This is a genomic window from Enterobacter roggenkampii (assembly GCF_001729805.1).
GTDB classification, from domain to species: domain Bacteria; phylum Pseudomonadota; class Gammaproteobacteria; order Enterobacterales; family Enterobacteriaceae; genus Enterobacter; species Enterobacter roggenkampii.
Genome location: NZ_CP017184.1, coordinates 2,601,497 through 2,626,523, shown reverse-complemented (window position 1 = coordinate 2,626,523; position 25,027 = coordinate 2,601,497). Strand labels below are relative to the sequence as shown.

The window sequence follows — 25,027 nt, the reverse complement described above, 5'->3', positions numbered from 1 at the left end:
CACTATGGCAACCGTTGACCTGAATCAGTTACCCGTTCCCGATGTGGTGGAAGAACTGGACTTTGAAACCATTCTTGCCGAACGCATTGCGACGCTAATTTCGCTTTATCCCGAAAATCAGCAGGAGGCTATCGCCCGGACGCTGACGCTTGAGTCAGAGCCGATTGTGAAGCTGCTGCAGGAAAACGCCTACCGTGAAGTTATCTGGCGTCAGCGTGTGAACGAAGCCGCGCAGGCGGTAACGCTGGCCTATTCCGCCGGTAACGACCTTGACGTCCTGGCCGGGAACAACAATACCGCGCGACTGACCATCACCCCGGCGGATGACACCACCATCCCGCCGACGCCTGCCGTTATGGAGTCCGACACCGACCTGCGTCTGCGTACGCAACAAGCTTTTGAAGGATTAAGCGTGGCGGGTCCGGTCGGTGCATACGAGTATCACGGCCGCAGCGCCGACGGGCGGGTCGCTGACGTCTCGGTCGAAAGCCCGTCCCCCGCCTGCGTGACGATATCCGTGTTATCCCGTGAGGGTGACGGCACCGCGAGCCATGAGTTACTGGCAATTGTTGAAAAAGCACTGAACGCCGAAGATGTGCGCCCGGTGGCAGACCGGGTGACCGTCCAGTCAGCCGAGATTGTGCCGTACCAGATTGACGCGACGCTCTACGTTTACCCCGGTCCCGAGTCTGAGCCCATCAGGCAGGCATCAGAGCAGAGGCTTAAGAGCTATATCAGCGCGCAGCACCGCCTCGGGCGTGATATCCGCCTGTCAGCCATTTATGCGGTGCTGCATGTTGAGGGGGTGCAGCGTGTCGAGCTGGCATCACCGCAGGCCGACATTGTGCTGAGTAAGTCGCAGGCGTCGAACTGTACCGAGTACCAGATAACTATCGGGGGCTCGGATGAGTGACCGGCTGTTACCCGTTGGCTCGTCACCGCTGGAGGTCGCCGCCGCTGCCGCGCTCGCTGACATTCAGCGCGTGCCGCTACCGCTGCGCACTCTGTGGAACTGGCGCACCTGCCCGGTAAACCTGCTGCCGTATCTGGCGTGGGCGTTGTCGGTCGACCGGTGGGATGAGAAGTGGCCAGAGAGCACAAAACGCAGCGTCTGCGCGTCCTCGTTTTTCGTCCATCAGCACAAAGGCACCATCAGCGCATTGCGTCGGGTGGTTGAGCCGCTCGGCTTTCTGATTGAGGTGCGCGAATGGTGGCAGCTCGACGAGGAGCCAGGCACTTTCCGGCTCGTTGTCGGCGTGCTCGACAGTGGCATCACTGACGAAATGTATCAGGAGCTCGAGCGCCTGATTGAAGACGCCAAACCGGCAAGCCGCCACCTCACCGGGCTGGCTATCAGCCTGAGTGCGACCGGTGAGCTTTACGTCGGCGCGGGATGCTACGACGGCGACGCGCTCACCGTTTACCCCTACACCCCCGAGGAAATTGTCGTCGGCGGTGAATATTACCCGGCTTCGGCCATCCATCTAATCGATTACCTGAGAGTGAACGCATGACCGCAAAATATTTTGCCATTCTGACCAATCAGGGCGCGGCGCGGCTGGCGAACGCGGCAGCACTTGGTACAAAACTCAACCTGACTCAAATTGCGGTCGGGGATGCGAACGGCACACTGCCGACCCCTGACCCGGCGCAGACAAAGCTCGTTAATCAGAAACGCATCGCGCCGCTGAATATGCTGACCGTTGATCCAAACAACACAAGCCAGATTATCGCGGAGCAGATTATTCCCGAGAATGAGGGCGGATTCTGGATCCGCGAGATTGGTCTCTACGACGATGAGGGGATTCTGATTGCCGTGGCGAACTGCCCGGAAACCTATAAACCGCAACTGCAGGAGGGGAGCGGCCGCACGCAGACCATTCGCATGATTCTGATTGTGTCGAGCACGTCGGCCATCACCCTGAAAATTGACCCGTCGGTGGTGCTGGCAACGCGGCAGTATGTCGACGACAAAGTTATCGAGGTGAAAGCCTATGCCGATAGTCTGCTGGCAGTACACCTCGCCGCCGCTGACCCGCACCCGCAGTACCTGCTAATTGCAGATATTGCGAAATATACGCCAGTAGGTGTGCCACTTCCTTTCCCGTCAGTAACGCCGCCGACAGGCTGGCTGAAATGCAACGGTGCGGCATTTGATAAGGCGAAATATCCGGGGCTGGCTGCAGTGTTTCCTTCGGGTTATTTGCCTGATTTACGTGGTGAGTTTATTCGTGGATGGGATGACGGACGCGGGGTTGATTCGGGGCGTGCGCTACTGAGTGCGCAGGCGGGAATGCTGGAAAAACACCGACACACCATTGTTTCGAATGAAAGTTATGACGATACGGTTGAATGGGATATTGGGGTGATTACTAAATCGACCTATGTGCAGGGGCGAGGGATTGACGCGGCAACGCCCGGAACTTTGATTGCTTCACCGACGTTGCATACAAAAGGCCGAGTTGGTAATACCGGCGGCGCTGAAACACGACCGCGCAGTATCGCATTTAACTACATCGTGAGGGCGGCATAATGGCGAAAGCAACACTGAACAAAAACGGCATTGCCACAAAAGCCGGTGACATGACCGTTTATAACTATGACGGTGAAACCCGCGAATATCTGACGTCCTCTGTCGAGATTCTGGCGCTGGGCGTGGGGATTCCTGCTAATTCCTGCATCGATGCACCGGTCGAAGAAAAAGAAGGTTTCGCGGTGTGCCGCGCGGCCAGTCTTGACGGGTGGGAGTATGTCGCAGACCATCGCGGTGAGACGGTTTATGACACGGAAACCGGTCAGCCGGTCAACATTACCGCGCCCGGTGACTATGCCGTCGGCGTAACTGCGATTGCACCGTCGACCCCCTATGACCGCTGGAACGGTAGCGAATGGGTCACGGATAAGGACGCCCAGAAAAACGGTCAGGTTAAGAGGGCAGAACAGAAAAAATCCGCGCTGCTGAATAAGGCACAAAGCACTATCAGCCTGTGGCAAACCGAGCTGCAGCTCGGCATTATCAGCGACGATGACAAGGCCAGCCTGATTGCGTGGATGAAATACATTCAGGCGCTGAACGCTGTCGACACCTCTGCGGCACCGGATATTGAGTGGCCGGAAAGACCAGAATAAACGAAGCCCTCCACCCGGAGGGCTTTTTTGTCTGTTGTGTTATCCCTCCACCAACGGCATTGCATCGCGCCTGCGCGACGCACAACAGAAAATAGTCGCACCCCTTAACCACGGAGTTAAACAGATGGGCGACTATCATCACGGCGTCGAGGTCATCGAGATTAATGATGGCACGCGCACCATTTCCACCGTCTCGACGGCCATCATCGGCATGGTCTGCACGGCCAGCGATGCTGACGCAAAGACATTCCCCTTAAACGAGCCGGTACTGATTACCAGCGTGCAAACGGCTATCGGTAAAGCCGGGAAAAAAGGCACGCTGTCAAAATCCCTGCAGGCCATCGCAGACCAGTGCAAGCCGGTCATTGTGGTGGTGCGCGTTCCCGAAGGTACCGACGACCCGTCAGACCCGGAAGCGGCGCAGAAAGAAACCATTTCCAACATCATCGGCACGACCGACGAAAACGGCAAATACACCGGTCTGAAAGCGCTGTTAACGGCGAAAACCGTCACTGGCGTTAAGCCGCGCATTCTCGGCGTGCCGGGGCTGGATTCTCAGGAAGTGGCGACCGCGCTCGCGTCGACCTGCCAGAGCCTGCGCGCGTTCGGGTATGTGAGCGCGTGGGGCTGCAAGACCATTTCCGACGCCATCAAATACCGTGAGAACTTCAGCCAGCGTGAGCTCATGGTGATTCACCCGGACTTTCTTGCGTGGGACACCACGGCGAACGAAACCGATATTGCATGGGCGACCGCCCGCGCGCTCGGCCTGCGCGCCAGAATCGACCAGGAGACCGGCTGGCACAAAACGCTGTCCAACGTCGGCGTGAATGGCGTCACCGGCGTCAGCGCCTCGGTATCATGGGATTTGCAGGAGCAGGCCACCGACGCCAACCTGCTTAATCAGGCCGGGGTGACAACGCTCATCCGCAACGACGGCTTTAAGTTCTGGGGCAACCGCACCTGCTCGGACGATCCGTTATTCGTGTTTGAAAACTACACCCGCACGGCGCAGGTGCTGGCCGACACGATGGCGGAGGCGCACGCGTGGGCGATGGACAAGCCCGTTTCCGCAACGCTCATCCGCGACATCGTCGCCGGTATCAACGCCAAATTCCGCGAGCTGAAAAACAACGGCTATATCGTTGACGGGTCATGCTGGTACGACCCGGAGTCAAACACCGTGGAAACCCTGAAAGCCGGGAAGCTGTATATCGATTACGACTACACCCCCGTCCCGCCGCTGGAAAACCTGACCCTGCGCCAGCGCATCACCGATACCTATCTGGCAGACCTGTCAGAGTCGGTCAACAGCTAAGGAGCTCAGAACATGGCGTTACCACGCAAACTTAAATACCTGAATATGTTTAACGACGGCCTCAGCTACATGGGCGTCGTTGAATCCGTCACCCTGCCAAAGCTGACCCGCAAGCTTGAGAAATACCGCGGCGGCGGGATGCCGGGCTCGGTGTCGATTGACCTCGGTCTCGATGACGACGCGCTGTCGCTTGAGTGGACACTGGGCGGCCTGCCTGACGTCCAGCTGTGGGCGCAGTACGCGTCACCGGGTGCCGACAGCGTGCCGCTGCGCTTCACCGGCTCTTTCCAGCGCGACGACACCGGCGCAATTTCCGCCGTTGAGGTGGTCATGCGTGGCCGTCACAAGGAGTACGACGGCGGCGAGAACAAGCAGGGCGAAAGCGGCACGACCAAAATCTCGACCGAGTGCTCTTACTATCAGCTCACGATTGACGGCAAGGAGGTCATCGAGATTGACGTCGTCAACATGGTGATGAAAGTCGACGGCGTCGACCGTCTCGCTGAGCACCGCCGGGCGATTGGCCTGTAACCCGTTTACCGGTCAGCCAGGCTGGCCGGTCACTTACTCACATTCAAAGAGAGCAACATCATGGAAAATATCAACGAAACCGCCACCACCGAAACCGAAAACCCGAACATTGTGATCCTCGATAACCCGGTCATGCGCGGTGAGCAGAAAATCGAACAGGTGACCGTGACCAAACCCAACGCGGGAACCCTGCGCGGTGTGAGTCTGGCCTCGCTGGCTAACTCTGACGTCGATGCGCTGATTAAGGTGCTTCCGCGTATGACGTACCCGGCGCTGACCGAGCATGAGGTCATGCGTCTGGAAGCGTCAGACCTGATTTTGTTCGCCGGTAAGGTGGTCGGTTTTTTGTCGCCATCTTCGGCTCGCTGACCTTCCCGGATAACCTTTCGGTCGATGACCTGATGGCGGATATCGCGGTGATATTTCACTGGCCGCCATCAGAGCTGAATTCCCTGAGCGTGACCGAGCTCATCACATGGCGCGAAAAGGCGCTGCAGCGAAGCGGAAACAACCATGAGCAATAACGTCAGTATTGAGGTACTGCTGAACGCAGTCGACCGGGCAAGCCGACCGCTTAAAGCTATCCAGACTGCCAGCAAGACCCTTGCCGGCGATATCCGTACTTCTCAGAACAGCATGCGCGCTCTGAATGCGCAGGCGTCCCGGATTGATGGATTCAGGAAAGCGAGCGCACAGCTTGCCGTGACCGGGCAGTCGCTTAATAAGGCGAAACAGGAAGCCGCTGCGCTGGCCGTCCAGTTTAAAAACACGCAAAACCCCACAACCGCGCAGGCGCGCGCGATGGAGGCGGCGAAGAAATCCGCCGCTGAACTGCAGCTCAAATACAACAGCCTCAGGCAGTCGGTGCAGCGACAGCGCACCGAGCTCGCGCAGGCCGGTATTAATACCCGCACCCTGTCAGCGGATGAGCGCCGTCTGAAATCCAGCATCAGCGAGACCACCGCGCAGCTTAACCGGCAGCGTGATGCGCTGGCGCGCGTCAGCCAGCAAAAGGCCAGACTCAGCGCGGTAAAAAGCCGCTATGAATCCGGGCAACAGCTCGCCGCCGGTGCGCGTAATGCCGGGATGGTGGGTGTCGGGGTGGCTACCGCCGGGCTTTATGGTGCGTCACGCTTTATTGCGCCGGGCATCGGTTTTGACAAACAAATGTCAGGCACGCAGGCAATCCTCGGGCTCGATAAGGGCGACGACAAGCTCGCGGCCATTCGTCAACAGGCGCGCGATATCGGTGCGACTACGGCCTTTTCACCGGGTGATGTTGCGCGCACGCAGACCACGCTAGCCCGCTCGGGATATAACGCCGATGACGTGCTGGCCGCGACCGGCTCGACCGTAAACCTGAGCCTCGCGGCCGACGTGGATATCGCAGAAGCCGCTGACATTATCACTAACATGCAGTCGGCATTTAACCTGCCGACCACCGAGATTGAGCGCGTCGCGGATGTGATGACGAAAGGTTTCACGTCATCAAATACCGGACTTGTCGAGCTGGGCGAGGCTATGAAGTATGTCGCGCCCATCGCGGAGGCCGCAGGGGCGAGCATTGAAGACACGACAGCCATGCTCGGCATTCTGGCGGATAACGGGATTAAAGGCTCGATGGCCGGTACGGGTGCGAGTGCCATCTTCAACCGCCTGCAAGCACCTATGGGAAAAGCCGTAGAGGCAATTTCTGAGCTGGGCGTGAAAACCCGCGACGGCAAAGGGAACATGCTGCCGGTCGAGAAAATCCTCAAAGATATTCATAAGTCCTTTGCGAAAAACAAGCTCGGCACGGCGGAGCAGGGCGAATATCTGAAAGTGATTTTCGGTGAAGAAGCCATGAAGGGCGCGATTAAACTCGTCGCCGCTGCCGGTGATGGCTCGCTCGATAACAAGCGCCAGCAAATCCGCGACTCAAAAGGCACGACCGAGCGCATTGCGAAAATACAAACGGATAACCTAGACGGCGATCTGAAAAACCTGCAGTCAGCATGGGAAGACCTGCAGATTGAGGTTTTCGAAAAAGAAGACTCAGCACTGCGTCGCCTGACGGTTTCCGCGACAGACTGGCTTGGCAAGGTGGCCGCGTGGGCGAAAGCTAACCCTGAACTGACGCAAACCCTGTTTAACCTTGTCGCCGGTGGGCTTGCGCTGGTCGGCGTGCTGGGTGGGATTGGGCTGATTGCATGGCCGGTCATTGCCGGGATAAACGGGATTATTGCTGCAGCCGGTCTGCTGAGTGTCATTTTCACCACTGCAGGAAGTGCCATTGTTGCTGCAGTCAGCGCAATCAGTCTGCCGGTGTTGGCCGTGGTCGCAGCTGTTGTGGCCGGTGCGCTCCTTATTCGTAAATACTGGGAGCCAATCAGCGCATTCTTTTCCGGCGTGGTGGAAGGGCTTAAAGCGGCGTTTGCGCCAGTGGCGGAAGTCTTTGCACCGCTCGCGCCGGTGTTTGATTTAATCATTGAGAAATTGCGCGGTGTCTGGCAGTGGTTTACAGACCTCATAGCGCCGGTTAAGGCGACGCAGGAGACGCTCGACAGTTGCAAAAATGCGGGTGTGATGTTCGGTAAGATGCTGGCCGACGCGCTGATGTTACCGCTCAAAAGCTTTAATACATTGCGTACCGGCGTTAACTGGTTACTGGAAAAGCTCGGGGTTATCAATAAAGAATCAAGCGACCTTGACCAGAAGGCCGCAAAAGCGAATGCCGCCACCGGCTCGCAAAATGGGTCTTATATTCCGGCAACTTCAACATATGGAGGCTATCAGTATCAGCCAGTAACAGCTCCCACCGGAAAGACTTACGTCGACCAGAGCAAGCCTGAATACAACATTAACCTGAATGGTGGCATCTCGCCGGGCAGCGACCTTGACCGCCAGCTCCGCGAGGCTGTCGATAAACTCGACCGGGAAAACCGTGCGCGTCGGCGCTCAAGTATGCGTCATGACTGAGGGGGATAAAGCATGTTAATGGTTTTAGGTTTATTTGTGTTTGAGCGCCGCACGCTGCCCTATCAGTCCATGCAGTATTCGAAGGATTACCGCTGGGCGTCAAATGACCGTATCGGCAAGCCACCGGCTTACCAGTATCTCGGGGAAGGGGAGACCACGCGCACGCTGTCGGGTGTGTTATACCCCGAAATTACCGGTGGACGCCTGTCACTGACCGCCATAGAGCTGATGGCAGACGAGGGGCGAGCGTGGCCGCTGATAGACGGAACGGGCATAATCCACGGCATGTATGTCATCGACAAAGTGACGCATACCCACACCGAGTTATTCAGCGACGGTGCGGCCAGAAAAATCGAGTTTAGCCTGTCCCTTAAGCGGGTCGATAAATCGCTGGCGTCCATTTATGGCGATCTGCAGACGCAGGCCGACAATCTGGTCACGTTTGCCGGTAACTGGCTGGGAGGGCTGGCGGGATGATTACGGGAATGGATATTCATGCCGGGGCGAAGATTGCCCCGGCGTTTATGCTCAAGCTGGATAACGACGATATCACCCAGGATTTTAGCGACCGCCTTATCAGCCTGACCATGACCGACAATCGCGGATTCGAGGCCGACCAGCTCGATATCGAGCTCGATGACACTGACGGCCAGATAGCTTTGCCACCGCGCGGAGCAACGTTGACGCTGTGGTTAGGCTGGCAGGGATCCGCGCTGATAAAAAAAGGGACGTTCACGGTCGACGAAATCGAACACAGGGGCGCGCCTGATACGCTCACCATCCGGGGGCGCAGCGCCGATTTTCGCGGTACGCTGAACTCGCGCCGGGAGCAGTCATGGCATGACACCACGCTCGTGCAAATTGTCGAGACGATTGCGGCACGCAATAAATTGACGGCCAGCGTGGCCGACACGCTGAAAGCCGTCGCCGTGCCTCACATTGACCAGTCGCAGGAATCCGACGCGGTATTCCTGTCCCGCCTGGCTGAACGGAACGGGGCGTCAGTTTCGGTAAAAACGGGAAAACTGTTATTCCTGAAAGCGGGGAGCGGTAAGACGGCCAGCGGAAAGCCCATTCCGCAGATGACGCTTGAGCGGGGCGACGGCGATCGTCATCAGTTTGCCATTGCTGACCGGGAAGCCTATACCGGCGTTACGGCGAAATGGCTGCACACCAAAGACCCGAAACCGCAAAAGCAAAAGGTTATGCTCAAGCGTAAGCCCAAAGAGAAGCATCTCCGAGCGCTGCAGCACCCGAAAGCGACCAAAGCCCCGGCAAAGACTAAAGCCAAAAAAGAGCAGGAAGCGCGCGAGGGTGAGTATATGGCCGGTGAGGCTGACAACGTGCTTGAGCTGACGACCATCTACGCGACTAAGGCGCAGGCCATGCGCGCCGCGCAGGCGAAGTGGGACCAACTGCAGCGCGGCGTTGCGGAGTTTTCAATCTCGCTGGCAATTGGCCGGGCAGATTTATTTCCTGAAACACCAATCGCGGTGAGAGGGTTTAAGCGCGTCATAGACGAGCAGGCGTGGATAATCAGCCGGGTGGTGCATAACCTCAACGGGAGCGGCTACACGACAGGCTTAGAGCTTGAGGTTAAGGTTTCGGATGTGGAGTACGAAAGCGAAGAGTTAACGCAGTGATTTGTTTTTAAGTGATTGTTATTTAAGGATTATTTGAGTAAAATTAACGCTTCGGAAATTAAATGAGGTGCTCGCCATGTTTCACTGTCCAAAATGCCATTTCGCCGCTCACGCCCGCACAAGTCGCTATTTTACTGACACGACCAAAGAGCGGTATCACCAGTGCACGAACATCAACTGTAGCGCGACGTTTGTGACCACCGAAACGGTAGAGCGCTTTATCGTATCGCCGGGGATAGTAGTACCAGCGGCACCGCACCCGACATCATCCGGCCAGCAGCAAATTCATTGGCAGTAGGCAAGATTGAACGTAGTAATTACGGGATTTTAGGCGTCTGATAATTCATGAGGTAGTCGACAGACTTCCTAAAATGTACGTTACTTGCAGGTGCGCATTCGGCCTGATGATTTTCTTTGGCGTTATCCGTAGGCTTATATAACAAATGCAAAAAATAATGGAGTTGAGTTATGGTGAAGGTACTAGAATCTATCAAAACTCATAGAATGTGATTCAATATGCATTGAATTATCCCCGATTATTTGTTGCTAAGGTGCTGTCATTGCATAAGTCGCGAAGTTTTATGACAGGCAACTCATCATTTCTAAACCTTTACGAAAAAAAACAGCATAATAATAGCTCATTATAGTTGTCCACCTCGAAGTTGTTGAGGCATAATCGTAAAGGTAGGATTATTGATAAATTCAAACAGGTAGATTGATAATGAATATTGAAAATCAGCATTTACAGGACTTATCCCTAGAGGCATTTCTGAAAAGAAATAATCTTTCCGAAGAGGAATTCACAACATCTAAAATGGATTGGAGTGATTTATTAAGCATTGGAGTCAGGCATGCTGAAAAAACTCCTTATTTGAAAGAAACGGCAGCATTACTATCTAATCTTCTGCAGCAGGGTGACAATGTTCATTCTGTACGATGGAGAATAAAAGATCCTGAGCATTTAATGGCTAAGATAATACGAAAGCGCAATGAGAACATTAATGTTGATGACAATAAATACATGGATGTTTCAGTAGAGAATTATCATGAAAAGATTACGGATTTAATCGGTATTCGCGTGCTTCATCTATTTAAAAAGGAATGGATTAGTATACATCAATATATAACCTCTATGTGGAGATTGCTTGAGAAACCTATCGTTTACATTAGGGATGGGGATGATTCAGAGTTAGATGTATATAGAGATGGAGAGTGCGAAGTTAAGATACATAAAGCTGGTTATAGGTCTGTTCATTATGTAATAACAACTCGCCCATTAAAAGAAGAAATAAGTTCAGAGATCCAAGTTAGAACAATATTTGAGGAAGGGTGGAGTGAAATTGATCATCAGGTGAAATATCCTAATTACTCTAACAATGAATTGATAAAGTATTTTTTGATGATCTTTAATAGGTTTGCTGGTAGTGCAGATGAAATGGGGTCCTTTGTGCTTGATTTAAGACAAGCGACAGAGATTATGGATCTATCTAGAGCAGAGTTATTGAAAATGGAGGGTGAAAAGCAAGAAAGTCTTGACAAGATTAATCAACTTGTTGCGCAACTTAGTTTAGAAGAAACTGAAGCTGGCAAAAGAACTGATGAGTTAAAGCAACTCAAATCAGAGTTGGAACGTCTTAAACAAACAGAGAAAACGATACAAGTGCATTCTGATACTACTGTAGGGGGACAGATTACGGGAAATGCTACTTTTGGAAGACTTATAGGAAACCTAAATACCGTTAATGCAATTACTGGATCTGTACAAAATTATGTAAACCCTAATGCTTTAACAACTATGCAAAATATTATTAATTCCTCATCTTTAGCCGCTATGCGGAATATTATTAATTCCTCATCTTTAAATGCTATACAAAACATTGCTAATGTTTCGAACTTGGCTTCCATTGGTCCTTATGAAAATTATCGCTCACTGTTATCTAAACAAAATAATGATTTCATAACAGCGAAAGAAATCAAAAGTAATGATGAGGATATTAAAGAGACGCCCAATGATAATGACGTAAATAAAATAGTCACTAACAATAAAAATCCTTCCTCCGATGAAGAGCCGCTTAATTGATAATCAGAACCTATACTTATACATTACTGCATCAAACTCTGACATATATACAACATTAAGCCCTACCTAGTAGGGCTTCTTACATCGATGTGGTCAACATGTGGACATGATCTGAAATAAATCCATTTATTTCATTCACTTGAAGCGTTTTTAAAAGCTCCTGCGGGAGCCTTTTTCATTCTGTTTGACAATCCCTCACCATTTAGTTGTATAGTACAACTAAATGGTGAGGACATAACATGCACAGCGAAACCCCGGTAGTCAGTGTTATTCGACGTTCCTCGCGCCTGATGGTGCGAGAGTTAGGTTTTATGGGTTCTACCCTGGCCTCAACGAATTATTCGCCTTCGGCCGTCCATACTCTGGTCGAAATTGCCCTACGAAAAGAGATGACGGCGAGTCAGCTGGTACAGCTGCTGGGCCTGGAAAAGTCCAGCGTCAGCCGGATGCTGGCTCGCCTGATTGCCGCAGGCGAACTCGAGGAGGTCATTTCTACCGAGGATGCGAGAGCAAAGAGCCTCAGGCTGACCGCGAAGGGTCACGAGACGGTCAGTAAAATTAATACCTTCAGCAATGAGCGCGTGGTCACAGCAATAAAACGTCTTGCTCCTGCCCAGCAGCAGACCATTTCTGAGGGGCTCTCCCTTTATGCCAACGCGCTGCTGGCGTGTCGGGAGGCGGGCAACGATATGCAGCCCGATGAGCTGAAGATAGTGCAGGGGTATATCCCGGGCATGATTGGCCGTATCGCGGAGATGCATGGCAGTTATTATTCGCGGGAGCATAATTTTGGTCGCTTCTTCGAGGCCAAAGTGGCTTCGGGGCTGGCTGAGTTTAGTGAAAGACTGGAGAAGCCCTGTAACCAGATTTGGCTGGCAGTGCTCAACGACAAAATTGTCGGCTCGGTGGCGATAGATGGCGAGGATCTGGCGCCGGGTGAAGCCCATCTTCGCTGGTTTATTCTTGATGATGGCTGCCGGGGGCACGGCGTGGGGAAAAAACTGCTGAATGAAGCGATGCGGTTCTGCGACAGCGCCGGTTTTTCAGCTGTGCACCTCTGGACGTTCAATAAGCTGACCGCCGCCAGGCGTCTGTACGAGTCGTATGGGTTTACGCTGGTAAAAGAGTGGGAAGGCGATCAGTGGGGAAGCCTTATTACAGAGCAGCAGTTTACCCGGCACAGCGGCGCGTAATCGCCATCCTAAAAAAGGCTCCTTTCGGAGCCGCTTTGGTATCAGAACACTTTTTTATACGGTCTCACCGTCACTTTTGCATACACGCCCGCTGCAACGTACGGGTCTGCGTCAGCCCAGGCCTGAGCGGCTTCCTGGGATTCAAACTCAGCAATGACCGTGGAGCCGGAGAAACCGGCAGCACCCGGATCGTTGCTGTCTACTGCAGGCATGGGGCCAGCGGTCAGTAATCGGCCTTCATCCTGAAGCAACTGCAAACGTGCCAGATGCGCAGGGCGCACAGACTGGCGTTTTTCGAGCGAATCAGCAACATCTTCAGAGTAAATCACGTAAAACACGGCGAAGCTCCTTAACCGGTAAAAGTGTCAGTTACGTTATGTGAAAGGGCAAACGACTGCAATGTAAAATAAAAACAATGTTAATACCCTGATCTGTATGCGCCTTTTTTGGCCTCTCGGGCGCTAAAATTGCGCCAGAGCAAAGTGTCTTATTGAATATGATTGCTATTTGCATTTAAAATCAGGGTTCGGTTTTTTAACGTTGATGACTATGACTTCGATGACCCTTGATTTACCTCGCCGCTTTCCCTGGCCGACGCTGCTTTCTGTCGTGATTCACGGTGCCGTTGTGGCGGGTCTGCTGTATACCTCGGTTCATCAGGTTATTGAAATGCCCGCGCCCGCGCAGCCGATCTCGGTGACGATGGTCTCGCCAGCGGATCTTGAACCGCCGCAGGTTGCCCCTCCGCCGCCACAGCCGGTGGCTGAACCGGAGCCAGAACCCGAGCCCGTTCCGGAGCCACCGAAGGAAGCCCCGGTGGTGATCCACAAACCTGAACCGAAGCCAAAACCTAAGCCGAAGCCAAAGCCGGTGAAGAAGGTCGAGGAGCGTCCGAAACGCGAGGAACGTCCGGTTGAACCGCGCGCGACCCAGCCGGTCGAAAATGCAGCGCCTTCACGTCCGGTGATGAACAATACGGCAACGACGTCAAAGCCAACCGTAACCGCGCCAGCGGGCCCGCGCGCCGTAAGCCGCAATCAGCCTCAGTATCCGGCGCGAGCTCAGGCCTTGCGTATTGAAGGGCGCGTACGGGTGAAATTTGACGTCACTGCGGATGGCCGCGTGGATAACGTGGAAATCTTGTCTGCGCAACCTTCTAATATGTTTGAGCGCGAAGTGAAATCTGCCATGCGCAGATGGCGCTATGAGCCAGGCAAGCCGGGCAGCGGATTGATCGTCAATATTGTTTTCCGCCTGAACGGCGGGGCGCAGATGGAATAAAAAAAGCCTCCGAAAGGAGGCTTTTTTTTGCCTGTCGATCAGGCCTGCGGAAGTTGACGAGGTTTACCCTCGCTGTCCACGGCAACATAAATAAACAGCGCTTCAGTGGCCTTATAGCGTTGCCCAATCGGCTCAGAAGAGACTTTCTTCACCCAGACTTCGATGTTGATGGAAATGGAGGTATTGCCGCGCTTCACGCAACGCGCGTAGCAGCAAACCACATCACCCACCGCAACCGGGCGCAGGAAGGTCATGCCGTCCACTCTCACGGTGACCACGCGCCCGTGGGCAATCTCTTTTGCCAGAATTGCGCCGCCCATATCCATCTGCGACATCAGCCAGCCGCCAAAAATATCGCCATTGGCATTGGTGTCAGCGGGCATTGCCAGTGTGCGTAAAACCAGTTCGCCCTGAGGGGCGTTAGTTGTTGTCATTGTTTTAACTCGTAACGGAAGACTTCAGGCGGGATGCTACTATGATTCGCGTGCGGAGAGAATAGACCAGAACGCCCGTCGTTGACGTTCTGGTCAGTCAGTAATCAGTGGTTGTCGTCCTGGGGCATATGACGATAGATGTATACGCCGCTTAACAGCGTGAAGATAAGCGTCAGCGCGGTCAGGCCAAAGACCTTAAAGTTGACCCAGATATCCTGCGGCAGCCAGAAGGCAATATAGATGTTAGCGAGACCGCATAGAATAAAGAAGATTGCCCAGGCAGTATTCAGACGCGACCAGACCACCTGCGGCAGCGTTAGTTCTTTACCTAACATGCTCTGGATAAGGGGCTTTTTCATGAACCATTGACTGAACAATAGCGCTGCTGCAAACAACGCATAAATAACAGTCACCTTCCACTTAATAAATTCAACATCATGCAAAGCAATGGTCAATCCACCGAACACCGCTACTAAAACGAACGTGATAAGCGCCATTTTTTCGACTTTGCGATAGCGAATCCAGCTGTAGATCAGCACAACGGCGGTCACGACGATTAACGCTTTTGTTGCAGCAAAAATGTCGTACAACTTATAGACAGCGAAAAACACCGCGAGCGGTAAAAAATCAAGAAACTGCTTCATTCTGTGATTCCATCTTCTGAGCGGGGCGGGAGACAGCGATGCCCCCGCCTCGGGATTACTGACGAATTAACATGTACAGGCGGAACAGATAGACGAGCAGTACCGCTGAAATGAGATTGCTCAGCGTATTCGCCACCACGGCGCCGACGTTAGGCGTTAATACCGCAAAATTCGGTGCAAACAATAACAGCAGCGTTTTGGCCAGCAGCCAGCCGATCACGGCGGGCGCCACCAGACGCATATTAGCCCATGCCAGTCTGATGCTGCTGCGCATCGCGGTAAAAATTCCCATCTTATCCTGCACAACCATCACCGGCGCAAATGCGAGCACGATAGCCAGTAAAACGCCCGGCACCACGACCAGCATAATCCCCATTTGCACCAGCATCGTGGTTAAAAAGATCAGGATAAACAGCTTAGGTAAGACCGGTGCACTCGCCCCAATCGCGCGTAAGGCGCTGACGCGGTGACCCGCCGATACCAGCTGAATCATCAGCAAAACGCCGCCCGCCAGAATTGCATTACCAATCAGGCCTGAGAACGTGGACGCGGCAGAGGCGCGCAGCAGGATTTGCTGCTGCTCCGGCGTCATATTTTGCACCAGCTCAAACAACCCCACGCTACCCGCAAGATGGTCGCCCTGGCTCAGGCTGGCAATCTGTTCTTCACTCGGTGAGAAGGCATGGCCCAGCACCACCGTGATAAAGGCGCAAAGCAACGCGATCAGTAAAAAGGTAATGAACTGATTGCGGAAAAAGTTTCCCGTGTCACGGTAGACAGACTTCGCCGTGATAGACATGCACTCTCCTTGAGTATTGCAGGTGTTAATTAGCCGGCAATTGTACACCGGATGCACCTGCTGTGGCAGCATCAAGGCTTGTATGGAAAAGCATATCTTTGTAAAGCGGCGGTAATCCAACCCGCGCGCGGGCGCGGTTACAGGCTTCGTTGACCTGGCCATCTTCCCCCGACATGGCAAATTCCCGGCACGGGCTGGGGCGATCCTCATAGATGGAACATCGGGTCGAGACCCCAGGCTCACCCTGTAGCGCCACACAGCGGGCCTGCTTTTGGTTCGTGCCGCTCATGCAGCGCAAAAAGGGGGTTAACGGCTCGGTAAGATGAACCGGAACGGTACCACCGCCATCGCTGGCTTCGGCCCAGTAGAAAGAGACTCGAAAATACGCACAACAGGCTCCGCACGTCATGCACGGGTTGATATCACTCATGGCACACCTGCAAAAGAAGAACGCATCAAATCAATTTGTGAGAGCGATAAATTATCCAGCCGCCAGAGGAAGAGCAAGAGGGGGAAAAGGGAAAATTTTGTAACCGTGAAATGCCAAAAATTGACATGGAAACAACTTATTGGTTTTGAGTGCGTAACAAAAAATTAATCCAGATCAATGAATGTTAAGTTACTGGTTTTAATGTGATCTGTGGCAGATCACTTATTACTCTTTTGTGAGTATATTCTCATCCGCGATTAAAACCACAACGATGGAGCGGATATGAAAAAATTAGCGGTGGCAGCCCTTGTATTAAGCAGTCTCTCTGGCGGCGCGTATGCGCATGAAGCAGGCGAATTCTTTATTCGTGCCGGTTCGGCTACGGCTCGCCCAACTGAAGGTTCGGATAACGTGCTGGGAATGGGCGGTTTTAACGTCAGTAATAACACCCAGTTAGGTTTAACTTTCACCTATATGGCGACGGATAACGTGGGCGTTGAGCTTCTGGCTGCAACGCCGTTCCGTCATCGCGTGGGCCTCGGGCCTACCGGTGATATCGCCACGGTTCACCATTTACCGCCAACGCTGATGGCGCAGTGGTACTTCGGTGACTCAAGCAGCAAGGTGCGTCCTTATATTGGCGCCGGTGTGAACTACACCACCTTCTTTGATGAGAAATTCAACGATACCGGTAAAGAGGCGGGTCTGACGGATCTCAGCCTGAAAGATTCGTGGGGCATGGCGGGGCAGGTTGGCCTGGATTATCTGATTAACCGCGACTGGCTGATCAACGCCTCGGTCTGGTATATGGATATTGATACGGACGTACGCTTCAAGGCGGGCGGTCAGCAGCAAAGTATCAGCACTCGCCTGGATCCGTGGGTGTTTATGTTCTCTGCGGGTTATCGTTTCTGATCCCCCGTCAAACTGGCCACAGGGTGGCCAGTTTGCTTTGATCACGTCAAAACGACGGATAAACCGGCCGCTCATCGAGCTTTACGCAGTGCCTCAGGATCGTTTCCCCATCATATAAATAGCTGAAAGCGTCGCTGGATACGGAATGGAAGAGAATATCGCCGTTGGCAAACGGGATCATTTCGGTATCACCCGCACGTTTATGCCCCGCACCGGTTTCAAAATGGCCGCGCCACCGTTCCTGAGTATGGTCATAAACGTGCAGAATAACCTCGACAAGTCCTCTTTGCGGACAATTAAGACGCAGGAAAGTAGAAGAGAAATTCAGGGACAGCGCGTGGAAGGGAATCAATAAGGCGAAGACCAGTAAAGCTCGTAAATACATCAAACCGCGAAAACCTCCTTCAAAAGGGAAATGAGATTTTACTTAAGTCAAAAATCGCGTTTTTGCCGTGGATCAAGATGTCTTATAATTCAATACGATAAAGGCCCCTGACGAGGCCCTTAGCGATCATTTTTGAATCAGATAGCGAATGGTTGGGCCATCCTGCTGGATATCCAGCACCGTATAACCGTGGTTTTTCGCATCCAGCGGTATGTTGTTGATGGACTGCGGGCAGTCGCTGACCACCTCCAGAATTTCACCTTTCTTAAGCTGCGGCAGCGCTTCAAGCGTAGCCACCGCCGGATATGGACAGGGCTCGCCAACCATATCCAGACGATAATTAGGCACGATCTCTTTCATGCTGCATTCTCCTGCGTTTCTGTTTTAACGCCCGCACGGCGGAAGAAACGTCTCTCCTGTGCGACGACCAGTAAAAAAGCGACCAACAGCAGGGCGTAGGTGACGAGCAGGCCGCCGAGAGGCCCGAAGGTATTCAGCAGGTTGACCTTGTCCCAGCGGGTGGCCAGGACGGGAGACACGTCATCCCAGCAGTACGCCAGGATCGTCGAGCCAATCACATTTCCCAGACCCACCCACCAATAGTGCACCTGGCCTTCGACGGCGCGATACATCCAGCCGGTTTCACACCCGCCAGCCAGCACGATCCCGAAGCCGAACAGCAGGCCGCCAATGACCGCGTTAGGACCGGCCCAAATGATTTTCGGTTCGACGCCCAGTTGGACATAGCTGAAGATGCCGATGGCGCTGACCGCCATCCCGGCGATAATCGCCTTCGCCATCATCGTGCGCCCGGTGATCCACATATCGCGGAACGCGGAGGTAAAGCAGATCTGCGCGCGTTCAATGAGCAGACCAAAACCCACACCGAACAGCATCGCCAGACCGAGCTTAGGCTGGTTCAGGGCGGTGCAGAGCGCCCATGCCACCATGGCGAAAAAGACCAGCATTCCGAGGCGGAAACGTCGGCGGGCCTGAGAGGGCTTCTGGGTTAACGGAGATGCTGCGCTGACTTTTGTCATTTTCACTGGAATACGAAACAGCGGCAGCAGGGTGAATTTTGCGCCAAAGTAAGAGCCGATGGCCGTGGCGACGGCAAAGAACCAGGCGTGAAGCGAAAACTGCGGGATCCCGGTAAAGAAGGCGGCAAGGTTACACCCCATCGCCAGACGCGCGCCGAAACCGGCAATCATGCCGCCGACAACCGCCTGCAAAATGCGGATCCGGCTTTTGGGCATACGCAACTTAACGTTATTTGCCCACAGCGCGGCCGCGAAACAGCCGCCGAACATGCCGATTATCATCATCCCGTCGATGCGGGTAAGCGGGGTGCCGTCCAGATGAATGAGTTTAAAGTAACCCCACTCTTCGGCATGCACGCCAGCGAGTTGCAGCAATTGACCACCCCAGCGGGTGAACTCGCCGGTCACGGCCCAGAAGGTGCCGGTAATGCCAAAATAATAAGTAGAGAGAATGCCTGCCGCGATAACGGCCGGAACGGGTGACCAGAACTTAACCAGGTAAGCCTGTTTGAAGGATTGCCATGACATGAATAAGCCTCTGAACTCAGAAGGTGTAGGTTGTTTTAACGGACTGGAATATATAACTTTTTTCCTTTCTCCAAAACCTCTCCAAAACTTTTCTCCAAAATACCTACCTTTTTTATGACCTCCATCAGTAATTAACCCTCTCTCCAAGAGCTCCGCAGCGAAAAATTAAATTGCAAGTTTGGTCCATTCCTTCCCGCGATCGTCGTTGTATCTGTCAGTGGTTGACTGTGTTTTATGGCCCAGCAAAATTTTCGTATCGATCCCCTGGGCGCGGTAAAGTCTTTCGGACAATGAACGCTGTTCGTGAAACGTTGTTGGTGTTTTTCCTGCAGGCGGTACGATACCGGCTGCATCACGTGCCGCGGCAAACTCTTTAGAAACCAAAATCAGATTCACAGGTTTTGCCTTAGTTTTCATCTTCCCGTGCAATAGGTAGGGGCTGACAAACCTATCCCTACATTTCCGTATTACATCCTCCAGCGATAAGCCAATGGCTTCACAACGGAGGTTCAGCGGCAACGCAATACGGGCCCCCGTTTTGCTTTGCTCGATGTGCAGATAGCCGTCCTTAATGTCTGAAAATTTCATGTTCGCAATATCTTCCCGGCGCTGACCAGTGACTAAGGCAAGCAGCATTGCTTTATGCGAGTACCGATCCTCGGGTATTTGCGCCAGTATTTTTTTCCATTCGTCCAGAGAGAGGCGCGCACGTGTAACCTTCACCGAAGGTTTTTTTGTTGCTGCTGGTGGATTCCATCCAGGAGGGACCTCTCCGGCATGTTGTGCTTCTGTGAAAATATCCACCCACACCACCCTGTTGCAGAGGGCGCTGCTGGCATGTCCTGCATCCAGATATTCATCCAATAACACGGCAAAATCCTTTACCTCCAAACTCTTCATTGGCCGGGAACCAAGCCGCCTGGAAAGCAACTCTGCCATGCGTTTTTTTTCTTTAAAGCGTTTCAGCGATAGCGATCCGGCATCCAGGCTTTGTTTCTGAATCTTCAAATATCGTTCTATCCATGCTTTGAGGCTGATCCCGCGCTGTGCTGCTGCTTTTGGACTATCATCAATTTGGCGCAAATAGTGCTCGGCTTCTGCTGCTGCAATTCTCTGATTTGCCGTTGTGGCTATTTTTTCCGCTTTCTCTCTGTCTGTTCCCAGGCCGTGGAACTTACCCGTTAAAGGGTTTTTATACTGGTAGTAGGTTTTTGCTGTGCGACGATCAAACCGGGCATACAGCCCGGAAATTGATACATTATTTTTTCGTGGCCTTGGTGACATCGCTCAGGATCTCCCGCAAAATTTCGTCATCGTCACTGTGAATTTCTGGTTCGACTCCCGTCGCGCCTGGTCCGATATAAATTGCCTGTTCGTCTATACACCAACGATTTCCAATTTTAATCGGCCTCGGTTGTATGTATCCCAGTTTCCCGTGTTTCACCAGGCATGTGATTGTTATGGGGAAGTGCAATCTGCGAGCTTTCCAGTCCCGCAGCGATATCAGACTTTGTTCACTCATAGCTATCACTCTCGATAGCCAGCTGCGATCATACGTGCTGCAGCTGGCGGATATTGAATCTCACGAATCAGCCAACCCTGGCAGGCGGCGAAGATGACGGGCTCTGATCATGGCCGTCGCCACATAACTACGGCTCCGGTTGACGACTTCGACTGTCACTTTCTGTTCGCCGACACGCACTGTGTAAATCGTCTGGGTGTAGCGACGCCCATGTTCGCCATATTTTTCCAAATGGCATTTGAGCGCGGCGGCGCATGCTGGCCCGCCGATACTGTCTCCCTTGCTACGGTTAATCAGGCGCACAGGAGGCTTCCTGGTGATTTATAACGCTGCGGGCAAGTCCGGCGGCCATAGCCGGTAATTCGTCATACTGGTTGCTAAATGCCGGGTTGGAACATAAGCCCTGCAGCGCTGCAATGGTCAGCTGTTGCAGGTAGGTAACCGACGATTGCTGAACGTTTGTTTCTGGTGCTGCCATGGGCTCGGCTTTAGGTTTTGCCATGACTGATGGATTATCGAGTACAACCTGTTTTGGTGGTTCCGGGCGGCGGTATTCAACAATCGCATCGAGGGCAATTTTTTGGCGCACACTGATATCGTCGGACCAGCTATCCAGCATCGTGGTTGCCACGTCGTGGATTTCCTCGTCGGAGAACTCTGGAGACAGGCAGAATTCCGTGGTTGTGATATCTGCCAGTAGAAGCGGGATAACATCAGAAACCCGCAGGCCGGTGCATGCCACCACGCCCTCTGCCTCTTCTTTCCCCATGATGTCGGCGCGTCCCGAAATAAGGTCATTAAGAGCATGCAAAATCGCAAAGTCGCGATCATTTGGTACTGGTGGCACTTCCTGTTTTTCGACTTCATTTGAGGAGGGGGTATTTATCAGAGCATCAACAGAGAAGACGCCGCCGCCCAGGTTCTCCACTCGTGGCTGTTCACTTGCTTGCTTTTCAGAGACTGAACTCTGAGCGAATGCATCGTTGAGTTCTTTGTCGAGCTGCGCAGCTTTTGCCGGGCAAACTGCTGGTAGATCAGTTTTGACCGGTACAGTCGATTCGGTTTCATCATTTTCTTTTTTCTCAGCATTAGTACGAGGTTTAGGGCGGCAGGCTATATCAACCGTTTTCTGGTCAGGGTTCGCATGGTCACGTTCAACCAGCTCGCGATTGATGTATTCACGCAAGGCAACAGGATCCATCCAAATGTCCTCCGGAGCGGATTTAATCAGGGCGATAATGGCCGCACGGGAATAGTCCAGAATGCCTGGGGTGCTGCGCAGTTTTTTCCACCACGCTGTGAAACGGGTGTCCTGTTCTGCTTCGGCCATGGCTTTCGCTGGAATCATGTATTTATTCGGGATCCAGTAAATGTCGATCTCGTCGTACATGCTCAGAATGGCAACAGCCACTTCGATACGCAGCGTAGAGAGGTTATGAACCAGATCCGGGCTGCGGTCTGTCTTGTTACCACCGCCCAGCGTGGAGCCGGTGTCTGTAAGGTTTTCTTCTGTGGTGGTAGACAGAGGACGCTTATCAACTGGTGTGTCGATCCATTTAGCGATCTGCTTTTTAATGTCCGGCCACTGTGCAGATTCTTTGATGTTCTCACGTAACCAGGAGAGTAATTGCGCCTGGCGTTCCGGCGCCAGTTCAAGCGCGCGTCGCTCTTTTGCCAGTGCTTCTGCAAGCTCGCGGGCAAAGCTGGGTTCATCGTCATTCTTCAAATCGACGATCTGGCCATACTGCGCTGTAGTGATTCCCGGGACCGGGCCGAACAGTGCCAGACAAGCCGCACGGGATGCCTGGTCGAGCTGCGCAACGATTTTAATTTCTTCCAGAGTCTGGTTGTCCTCCCATTCTTCCTTTACATCAGCTTCTGGCTGTGGCGCCGCAGCTGGTTCACCAGCATTCACATTCCATACGGCCACACTGTCGAAAAACTCAGATGAGAAGACGTCAAAATCAGGGCAGGGAAGACCTTCGCGGTGCTCCCAGATTTTCACCTTGAAGTAATCATCAATATGTTCAGGATGTTCTGCCGCCAGCTTGCCGAAAATAACGGCTTCAGCGATGGCTTTTGTGGCCGCATTAACTGCGGTGGCAAGTGGTTTTAAATCGGGATGTTTTTTTAATGCTTTATCTTTTGGGAAGTAAGCACCACCAAATAATTTTAACTCAACAGACATAATAACCTCGTTTAATATTTGAAAAATGATGTTGAATGAAATGTCCTGCGGATGCCGCGTTTTACCTTTCTTAAAGCGTCACGCTTTTCTCTTTTTTCATTGCATTGCTTACATAAATAAATCGTCCGCTTAAATGGATATATGTCTGTTTTCCTTTCGTGCATTTCCGGTTTTTTATATTCGTGGCAGCAAACAGCGCAATGACAAATGATGTCGTCCATATCAATTGAGTTGTTGGCGCTTATGGTCGTAATAGGACATGCCACAAGAGTTCCGCGCTTCTGCGAACTTCACAGACAGCAAGCTAATATGTTTAACAGCGCAGGCTGGGCAATCGAACTCCCCGAGTACGTAGCCACCATCAATCACAACGGTAACAGGGCCAGAGGATGACAAATGAACCACGCCTGAAATAGCACCGTTAACATTAAAGGTTGCAAGATCTTTATTTACGATTGCTAGGCTCAATTCTACGGTGGTAATAGTTGCTTTCATTTTATGATCCTTAATTTAAGGTGTGAAAATCCCTGCCGTGTAAGGCACGTTTTTTATCGTGTATAATTAAATGACAGTCAGGTTGTTGCGTTTATATCGACGCTATTAACCTTCAGGGTTCAGGGTTGCCTTTTTGAGCCAGCAAATAACAAAGTTGTCGAAGTTTTATTTCAAACCAGTTAAGGCGGACTGCCTGTTGCCGTGATGGTTGACGATTAAAGTCTGTCATAATGAATCCTCTATGAAGGTTATTAACAGCCATCTACAATATTCGATTGCTCACAACTGGAAGCACACTCCTCCAGCTAACAAACCAATCCCCATTAGTGAAAGGGTGGAATGCGCTTCCATATTGTGCGCCTGTCTTTTAACCACATCAGGCTCGGTGGTATGCTGGAGTTCTCACACAGCCAGCAAGGAAACTTACATGCGCGGAGTCGTAGTACATCATGAGCACCGCATTGGTTACATCGTTATCCGTGACCAAATCGGAGAATTCACAGTCGCTGAGTTGCTCGGTGGGTATGATGTTGAAAGGGGTCACGTCATTACCGGCAATCTTCACAGCCTTGGCAGTGAAACTTTTTACAATGAGACGGAGAGTGAAGAGCTCGATGTCATTGTTCAGAATCACGGCATGTCTGAGCAGCAGTCGATTCAGATGCTCCGAAATACTCGCTAATCCATTTGCGAAATAGAGCGCAGCTTTTCAGCGTTGCGTTGCAGTATTCAACGGAGATCACATTACCTTGTGTTAAGTGAGGTTTAATCTCTTCGTTTATCTGCAACCCTCGCTTGGCTGCCAGCTCCAGGCGCGCAATCTTTTCTAAAAGCGCTTCTAACTTCTCATCCATCGGTGTTCTCCACTTCACACTGGGGAATCATCCCGGTCTCCATTTTCCCCGGGCGGCTACTTCGTGGGCATCCTGCCTGTTCGCTTTGTTCACCCTTATCGCCGGGTAGGCGGAACGTTTACTGATTACTGCGTGTTTAGTTGGCTTAAGTTTATAAACAAATAAACCGTTATGTAAAGTTTATAGTAAACAAAAAGGCGAGAAAAATTGGAAGTGGTTGTATTGGAAGAAAAAAAGACCGCTACAGGCGGTCTTTGGGGGAGTTAGTCGATCTCTAGGTCTTTCAGCATCTGAAGGATTTCTTGTTTGGACTTACCTTTCAGCCTTGCCTTGAGCTCGTTGTCTATAGAGTTTACTTGGGCCCTGAGGTTTACCATGTGCTGCTCTTTTTCCCATTCAGCAAGGCTGTCGAAAAGGTCAAGCAATTCTTCATGGCGCGCGTCAAACGGGCGAGGGGATTTAATCTCTTCACCCATGGGTTCTTCATCAAGATAACCAGGAGCCATGCCGTAATCACGTTCAATACGGCGCGCAGCTCTCTCGCCGAACGACGCTTTGCCGTTGATCAGCTGTGAAAGGTAGCTCTTCTCTTTCTCCGGCAAGGTTCTGCTGGAAAACCATGCCGCTAGGCGCTTGCGCCTGATTTCTTTTGTGTCCATG

Annotated in this window: 30 protein-coding genes; 16 read left to right on the top strand and 14 right to left on the bottom strand. The window is 52.5% G+C overall.

The features are described 5' to 3' along the window. Positions 1 to 4 precede the first annotated feature (4 nt). The 14 genes from BFV67_RS12350 to BFV67_RS12290 all read left to right on the top strand — a co-directional run bounded on the left by BFV67_RS12350 (position 5) and on the right by BFV67_RS12290 (position 12,852). Complete coding sequence (locus BFV67_RS12350; RefSeq protein WP_069598439.1) at positions 5 to 913, top strand: baseplate assembly protein; 909 nt, start codon at positions 5 to 7, stop codon at positions 911 to 913. Continuing rightward, positions 906 to 1,514 (top strand): phage tail protein I, encoded by a 609-nt coding sequence (locus BFV67_RS12345; RefSeq protein WP_069598438.1) that lies wholly within the window; start codon positions 906 to 908, stop codon positions 1,512 to 1,514. Before BFV67_RS12350 ends, BFV67_RS12345 begins: the two co-directional genes overlap by 8 nt. Then, entirely contained in the window at positions 1,511 to 2,533 is a 1,023-nt protein-coding gene (locus BFV67_RS12340; RefSeq protein ID WP_069598437.1) for a phage tail-collar fiber domain-containing protein, read from the top strand. The genes BFV67_RS12345 and BFV67_RS12340 overlap by 4 nt, the downstream gene beginning before the upstream one ends. Next, entirely contained in the window at positions 2,533 to 3,129 is a 597-nt protein-coding gene (locus tag BFV67_RS12335; protein WP_069598436.1) for a tail fiber assembly protein, read from the top strand. The genes BFV67_RS12340 and BFV67_RS12335 overlap by 1 nt, the downstream gene beginning before the upstream one ends. Positions 3,130 to 3,253: 124 nt before the next feature. Then, positions 3,254 to 4,447 (top strand): phage tail sheath protein, encoded by a 1,194-nt coding sequence (locus BFV67_RS12330; RefSeq protein ID WP_069598435.1) that lies wholly within the window; start codon positions 3,254 to 3,256, stop codon positions 4,445 to 4,447. Positions 4,448 to 4,459: 12 nt separating this feature from the next. Beyond that, entirely contained in the window at positions 4,460 to 4,978 is a 519-nt protein-coding gene (locus BFV67_RS12325) for a phage major tail tube protein (protein WP_045329379.1), read from the top strand. A gap of 60 nt (positions 4,979 to 5,038) precedes the next feature. Then, positions 5,039 to 5,347 carry a phage tail assembly protein gene (locus BFV67_RS12320; protein WP_038421047.1) on the top strand — a complete coding sequence of 103 codons (309 nt, stop codon included), beginning with the start codon at positions 5,039 to 5,041 and terminating at the stop codon, positions 5,345 to 5,347. 32 nt (positions 5,348 to 5,379) lie between these two features. Then, positions 5,380 to 5,502, top strand: a complete 123-nt coding sequence (locus BFV67_RS12315; RefSeq protein WP_069598434.1) for a GpE family phage tail protein — start codon at positions 5,380 to 5,382, stop codon at positions 5,500 to 5,502. Continuing rightward, entirely contained in the window at positions 5,492 to 7,936 is a 2,445-nt protein-coding gene (locus tag BFV67_RS12310) for a phage tail tape measure protein (protein ID WP_069598433.1), read from the top strand. The genes BFV67_RS12315 and BFV67_RS12310 overlap by 11 nt, the downstream gene beginning before the upstream one ends. Before the next feature lie 12 nt (positions 7,937 to 7,948). Further along, entirely contained in the window at positions 7,949 to 8,413 is a 465-nt protein-coding gene (locus BFV67_RS12305; protein ID WP_069598432.1) for a phage tail protein, read from the top strand. Further along, positions 8,410 to 9,579 (top strand): phage late control D family protein, encoded by a 1,170-nt coding sequence (locus BFV67_RS12300; RefSeq protein WP_069598431.1) that lies wholly within the window; start codon positions 8,410 to 8,412, stop codon positions 9,577 to 9,579. The genes BFV67_RS12305 and BFV67_RS12300 overlap by 4 nt, the downstream gene beginning before the upstream one ends. Before the next feature lie 76 nt (positions 9,580 to 9,655). After that, on the top strand, positions 9,656 to 9,877 hold the full coding sequence (locus tag BFV67_RS23350) for a DNA-binding transcriptional regulator (protein WP_071965096.1): 222 nt from the start codon (positions 9,656 to 9,658) through the stop codon (positions 9,875 to 9,877). Between the two features lie 423 nt (positions 9,878 to 10,300). Further along, positions 10,301 to 11,659 (top strand): hypothetical protein, encoded by a 1,359-nt coding sequence (locus BFV67_RS12295; protein WP_069598430.1) that lies wholly within the window; start codon positions 10,301 to 10,303, stop codon positions 11,657 to 11,659. A 239-nt stretch (positions 11,660 to 11,898) separates the two neighbouring features. After that, positions 11,899 to 12,852 (top strand): bifunctional helix-turn-helix transcriptional regulator/GNAT family N-acetyltransferase, encoded by a 954-nt coding sequence (locus BFV67_RS12290; RefSeq protein WP_069598429.1) that lies wholly within the window; start codon positions 11,899 to 11,901, stop codon positions 12,850 to 12,852. A gap of 41 nt (positions 12,853 to 12,893) precedes the next feature. On the opposite strand, the gene BFV67_RS12285 is transcribed toward BFV67_RS12290, so the two are convergent. Then, positions 12,894 to 13,190, bottom strand: coding sequence for a YciI family protein (locus BFV67_RS12285; protein ID WP_008502794.1), 297 nt, complete (start codon positions 13,188 to 13,190; stop codon positions 12,894 to 12,896). Between the two features lie 220 nt (positions 13,191 to 13,410). Here BFV67_RS12285 and tonB point away from each other — a divergent pair, with 220 nt between their 5' ends. Next, a complete protein-coding gene (tonB, locus tag BFV67_RS12280; RefSeq protein WP_023617069.1) occupies positions 13,411 to 14,133 on the top strand; it encodes a TonB system transport protein TonB in 723 nt (240 codons plus the stop codon). Positions 14,134 to 14,171: 38 nt separating this feature from the next. Here tonB and yciA read toward each other — a convergent pair whose 3' ends face one another. The 4 genes from yciA to BFV67_RS12260 all read right to left on the bottom strand — a co-directional run bounded on the left by yciA (position 14,172) and on the right by BFV67_RS12260 (position 16,440). Beyond that, the gene (yciA, locus tag BFV67_RS12275; protein WP_008502796.1) at positions 14,172 to 14,567 is read right to left on the bottom strand and encodes an acyl-CoA thioester hydrolase YciA; all 396 of its coding nucleotides are present in this window, start codon (positions 14,565 to 14,567) and stop codon (positions 14,172 to 14,174) included. Between the two features lie 104 nt (positions 14,568 to 14,671). Next, positions 14,672 to 15,211: a septation protein A gene (locus BFV67_RS12270; RefSeq protein ID WP_008502797.1), complete on the bottom strand. Its 540-nt coding sequence runs from the start codon at positions 15,209 to 15,211 to the stop codon at positions 14,672 to 14,674. A 55-nt stretch (positions 15,212 to 15,266) separates the two neighbouring features. Continuing rightward, entirely contained in the window at positions 15,267 to 16,010 is a 744-nt protein-coding gene (locus BFV67_RS12265) for a YciC family protein (RefSeq protein WP_023292236.1), read from the bottom strand. Between the two features lie 25 nt (positions 16,011 to 16,035). Next, complete coding sequence (locus BFV67_RS12260; protein WP_021240310.1) at positions 16,036 to 16,440, bottom strand: YkgJ family cysteine cluster protein; 405 nt, start codon at positions 16,438 to 16,440, stop codon at positions 16,036 to 16,038. A gap of 282 nt (positions 16,441 to 16,722) precedes the next feature. Here BFV67_RS12260 and ompW point away from each other — a divergent pair, with 282 nt between their 5' ends. Continuing rightward, positions 16,723 to 17,355: an outer membrane protein OmpW gene (ompW, locus tag BFV67_RS12255; protein WP_008502800.1), complete on the top strand. Its 633-nt coding sequence runs from the start codon at positions 16,723 to 16,725 to the stop codon at positions 17,353 to 17,355. 46 nt (positions 17,356 to 17,401) lie between these two features. On the opposite strand, the gene BFV67_RS23345 is transcribed toward ompW, so the two are convergent. From BFV67_RS23345 to BFV67_RS24625, 9 genes are all read right to left on the bottom strand, one after another. Further along, the gene (locus BFV67_RS23345; RefSeq protein WP_071530987.1) at positions 17,402 to 17,740 is read right to left on the bottom strand and encodes a hypothetical protein; all 339 of its coding nucleotides are present in this window, start codon (positions 17,738 to 17,740) and stop codon (positions 17,402 to 17,404) included. A gap of 126 nt (positions 17,741 to 17,866) precedes the next feature. Continuing rightward, positions 17,867 to 18,100 carry a sulfurtransferase-like selenium metabolism protein YedF gene (gene yedF, locus BFV67_RS12245; protein ID WP_069598428.1) on the bottom strand — a complete coding sequence of 78 codons (234 nt, stop codon included), beginning with the start codon at positions 18,098 to 18,100 and terminating at the stop codon, positions 17,867 to 17,869. Then, positions 18,097 to 19,308 carry a selenium metabolism membrane protein YedE/FdhT gene (yedE, locus tag BFV67_RS12240; protein ID WP_069598427.1) on the bottom strand — a complete coding sequence of 404 codons (1,212 nt, stop codon included), beginning with the start codon at positions 19,306 to 19,308 and terminating at the stop codon, positions 18,097 to 18,099. Before yedE ends, yedF begins: the two co-directional genes overlap by 4 nt. Positions 19,309 to 19,473: 165 nt before the next feature. Further along, positions 19,474 to 20,592, bottom strand: a complete 1,119-nt coding sequence (locus BFV67_RS12235) for a phage integrase Arm DNA-binding domain-containing protein (protein WP_069598426.1) — start codon at positions 20,590 to 20,592, stop codon at positions 19,474 to 19,476. 298 nt (positions 20,593 to 20,890) lie between these two features. Next, entirely contained in the window at positions 20,891 to 21,133 is a 243-nt protein-coding gene (locus tag BFV67_RS12225; RefSeq protein WP_069598424.1) for a DUF4060 family protein, read from the bottom strand. Further along, positions 21,120 to 23,018: an exonuclease family protein gene (locus tag BFV67_RS12220; protein ID WP_069598423.1), complete on the bottom strand. Its 1,899-nt coding sequence runs from the start codon at positions 23,016 to 23,018 to the stop codon at positions 21,120 to 21,122. The genes BFV67_RS12225 and BFV67_RS12220 overlap by 14 nt, the downstream gene beginning before the upstream one ends. A gap of 222 nt (positions 23,019 to 23,240) precedes the next feature. Continuing rightward, positions 23,241 to 23,513 carry a hypothetical protein gene (locus BFV67_RS12215; protein WP_069598422.1) on the bottom strand — a complete coding sequence of 91 codons (273 nt, stop codon included), beginning with the start codon at positions 23,511 to 23,513 and terminating at the stop codon, positions 23,241 to 23,243. A gap of 617 nt (positions 23,514 to 24,130) precedes the next feature. After that, a complete protein-coding gene (locus BFV67_RS24205; RefSeq protein ID WP_157888818.1) occupies positions 24,131 to 24,367 on the bottom strand; it encodes a hypothetical protein in 237 nt (78 codons plus the stop codon). Positions 24,368 to 24,630: 263 nt separating this feature from the next. After that, positions 24,631 to 25,026 (bottom strand): hypothetical protein, encoded by a 396-nt coding sequence (locus BFV67_RS24625; protein ID WP_044158267.1) that lies wholly within the window; start codon positions 25,024 to 25,026, stop codon positions 24,631 to 24,633. Position 25,027: the final 1 nt, after the last annotated feature.

Coding starts and splice junctions, on each gene's coding strand:
- BFV67_RS12350 (WP_069598439.1), top strand. CDS start 5: ATGGCAACCGTTGACCTGAATCAGTTACCCGTTCCCGATGTGGTGGAA.
- BFV67_RS12345 (WP_069598438.1), top strand. CDS start 906: ATGAGTGACCGGCTGTTACCCGTTGGCTCGTCACCGCTGGAGGTCGCC.
- BFV67_RS12340 (WP_069598437.1), top strand. CDS start 1,511: ATGACCGCAAAATATTTTGCCATTCTGACCAATCAGGGCGCGGCGCGG.
- BFV67_RS12335 (WP_069598436.1), top strand. CDS start 2,533: ATGGCGAAAGCAACACTGAACAAAAACGGCATTGCCACAAAAGCCGGT.
- BFV67_RS12330 (WP_069598435.1), top strand. CDS start 3,254: ATGGGCGACTATCATCACGGCGTCGAGGTCATCGAGATTAATGATGGC.
- BFV67_RS12325 (WP_045329379.1), top strand. CDS start 4,460: ATGGCGTTACCACGCAAACTTAAATACCTGAATATGTTTAACGACGGC.
- BFV67_RS12320 (WP_038421047.1), top strand. CDS start 5,039: ATGGAAAATATCAACGAAACCGCCACCACCGAAACCGAAAACCCGAAC.
- BFV67_RS12315 (WP_069598434.1), top strand. CDS start 5,380: ATGGCGGATATCGCGGTGATATTTCACTGGCCGCCATCAGAGCTGAAT.
- BFV67_RS12310 (WP_069598433.1), top strand. CDS start 5,492: ATGAGCAATAACGTCAGTATTGAGGTACTGCTGAACGCAGTCGACCGG.
- BFV67_RS12305 (WP_069598432.1), top strand. CDS start 7,949: ATGTTAATGGTTTTAGGTTTATTTGTGTTTGAGCGCCGCACGCTGCCC.
- BFV67_RS12300 (WP_069598431.1), top strand. CDS start 8,410: ATGATTACGGGAATGGATATTCATGCCGGGGCGAAGATTGCCCCGGCG.
- BFV67_RS23350 (WP_071965096.1), top strand. CDS start 9,656: ATGTTTCACTGTCCAAAATGCCATTTCGCCGCTCACGCCCGCACAAGT.
- BFV67_RS12295 (WP_069598430.1), top strand. CDS start 10,301: ATGAATATTGAAAATCAGCATTTACAGGACTTATCCCTAGAGGCATTT.
- BFV67_RS12290 (WP_069598429.1), top strand. CDS start 11,899: ATGCACAGCGAAACCCCGGTAGTCAGTGTTATTCGACGTTCCTCGCGC.
- tonB (WP_023617069.1), top strand. CDS start 13,411: ATGACCCTTGATTTACCTCGCCGCTTTCCCTGGCCGACGCTGCTTTCT.
- yciA (WP_008502796.1), bottom strand. CDS start 14,567: ATGACAACAACTAACGCCCCTCAGGGCGAACTGGTTTTACGCACACTG.
- BFV67_RS12270 (WP_008502797.1), bottom strand. CDS start 15,211: ATGAAGCAGTTTCTTGATTTTTTACCGCTCGCGGTGTTTTTCGCTGTC.
- BFV67_RS12265 (WP_023292236.1), bottom strand. CDS start 16,010: ATGTCTATCACGGCGAAGTCTGTCTACCGTGACACGGGAAACTTTTTC.
- BFV67_RS12260 (WP_021240310.1), bottom strand. CDS start 16,440: ATGAGTGATATCAACCCGTGCATGACGTGCGGAGCCTGTTGTGCGTAT.
- ompW (WP_008502800.1), top strand. CDS start 16,723: ATGAAAAAATTAGCGGTGGCAGCCCTTGTATTAAGCAGTCTCTCTGGC.
- BFV67_RS23345 (WP_071530987.1), bottom strand. CDS start 17,740: ATGTATTTACGAGCTTTACTGGTCTTCGCCTTATTGATTCCCTTCCAC.
- yedF (WP_069598428.1), bottom strand. CDS start 18,100: ATGAAAGAGATCGTGCCTAATTATCGTCTGGATATGGTTGGCGAGCCC.
- yedE (WP_069598427.1), bottom strand. CDS start 19,308: ATGTCATGGCAATCCTTCAAACAGGCTTACCTGGTTAAGTTCTGGTCA.
- BFV67_RS12235 (WP_069598426.1), bottom strand. CDS start 20,592: ATGTCACCAAGGCCACGAAAAAATAATGTATCAATTTCCGGGCTGTAT.
- BFV67_RS12220 (WP_069598423.1), bottom strand. CDS start 23,018: ATGTCTGTTGAGTTAAAATTATTTGGTGGTGCTTACTTCCCAAAAGAT.
- BFV67_RS12215 (WP_069598422.1), bottom strand. CDS start 23,513: ATGAAAGCAACTATTACCACCGTAGAATTGAGCCTAGCAATCGTAAAT.
- BFV67_RS24205 (WP_157888818.1), bottom strand. CDS start 24,367: ATGGATGAGAAGTTAGAAGCGCTTTTAGAAAAGATTGCGCGCCTGGAG.
- BFV67_RS24625 (WP_044158267.1), bottom strand. CDS start 25,026: ATGGACACAAAAGAAATCAGGCGCAAGCGCCTAGCGGCATGGTTTTCC.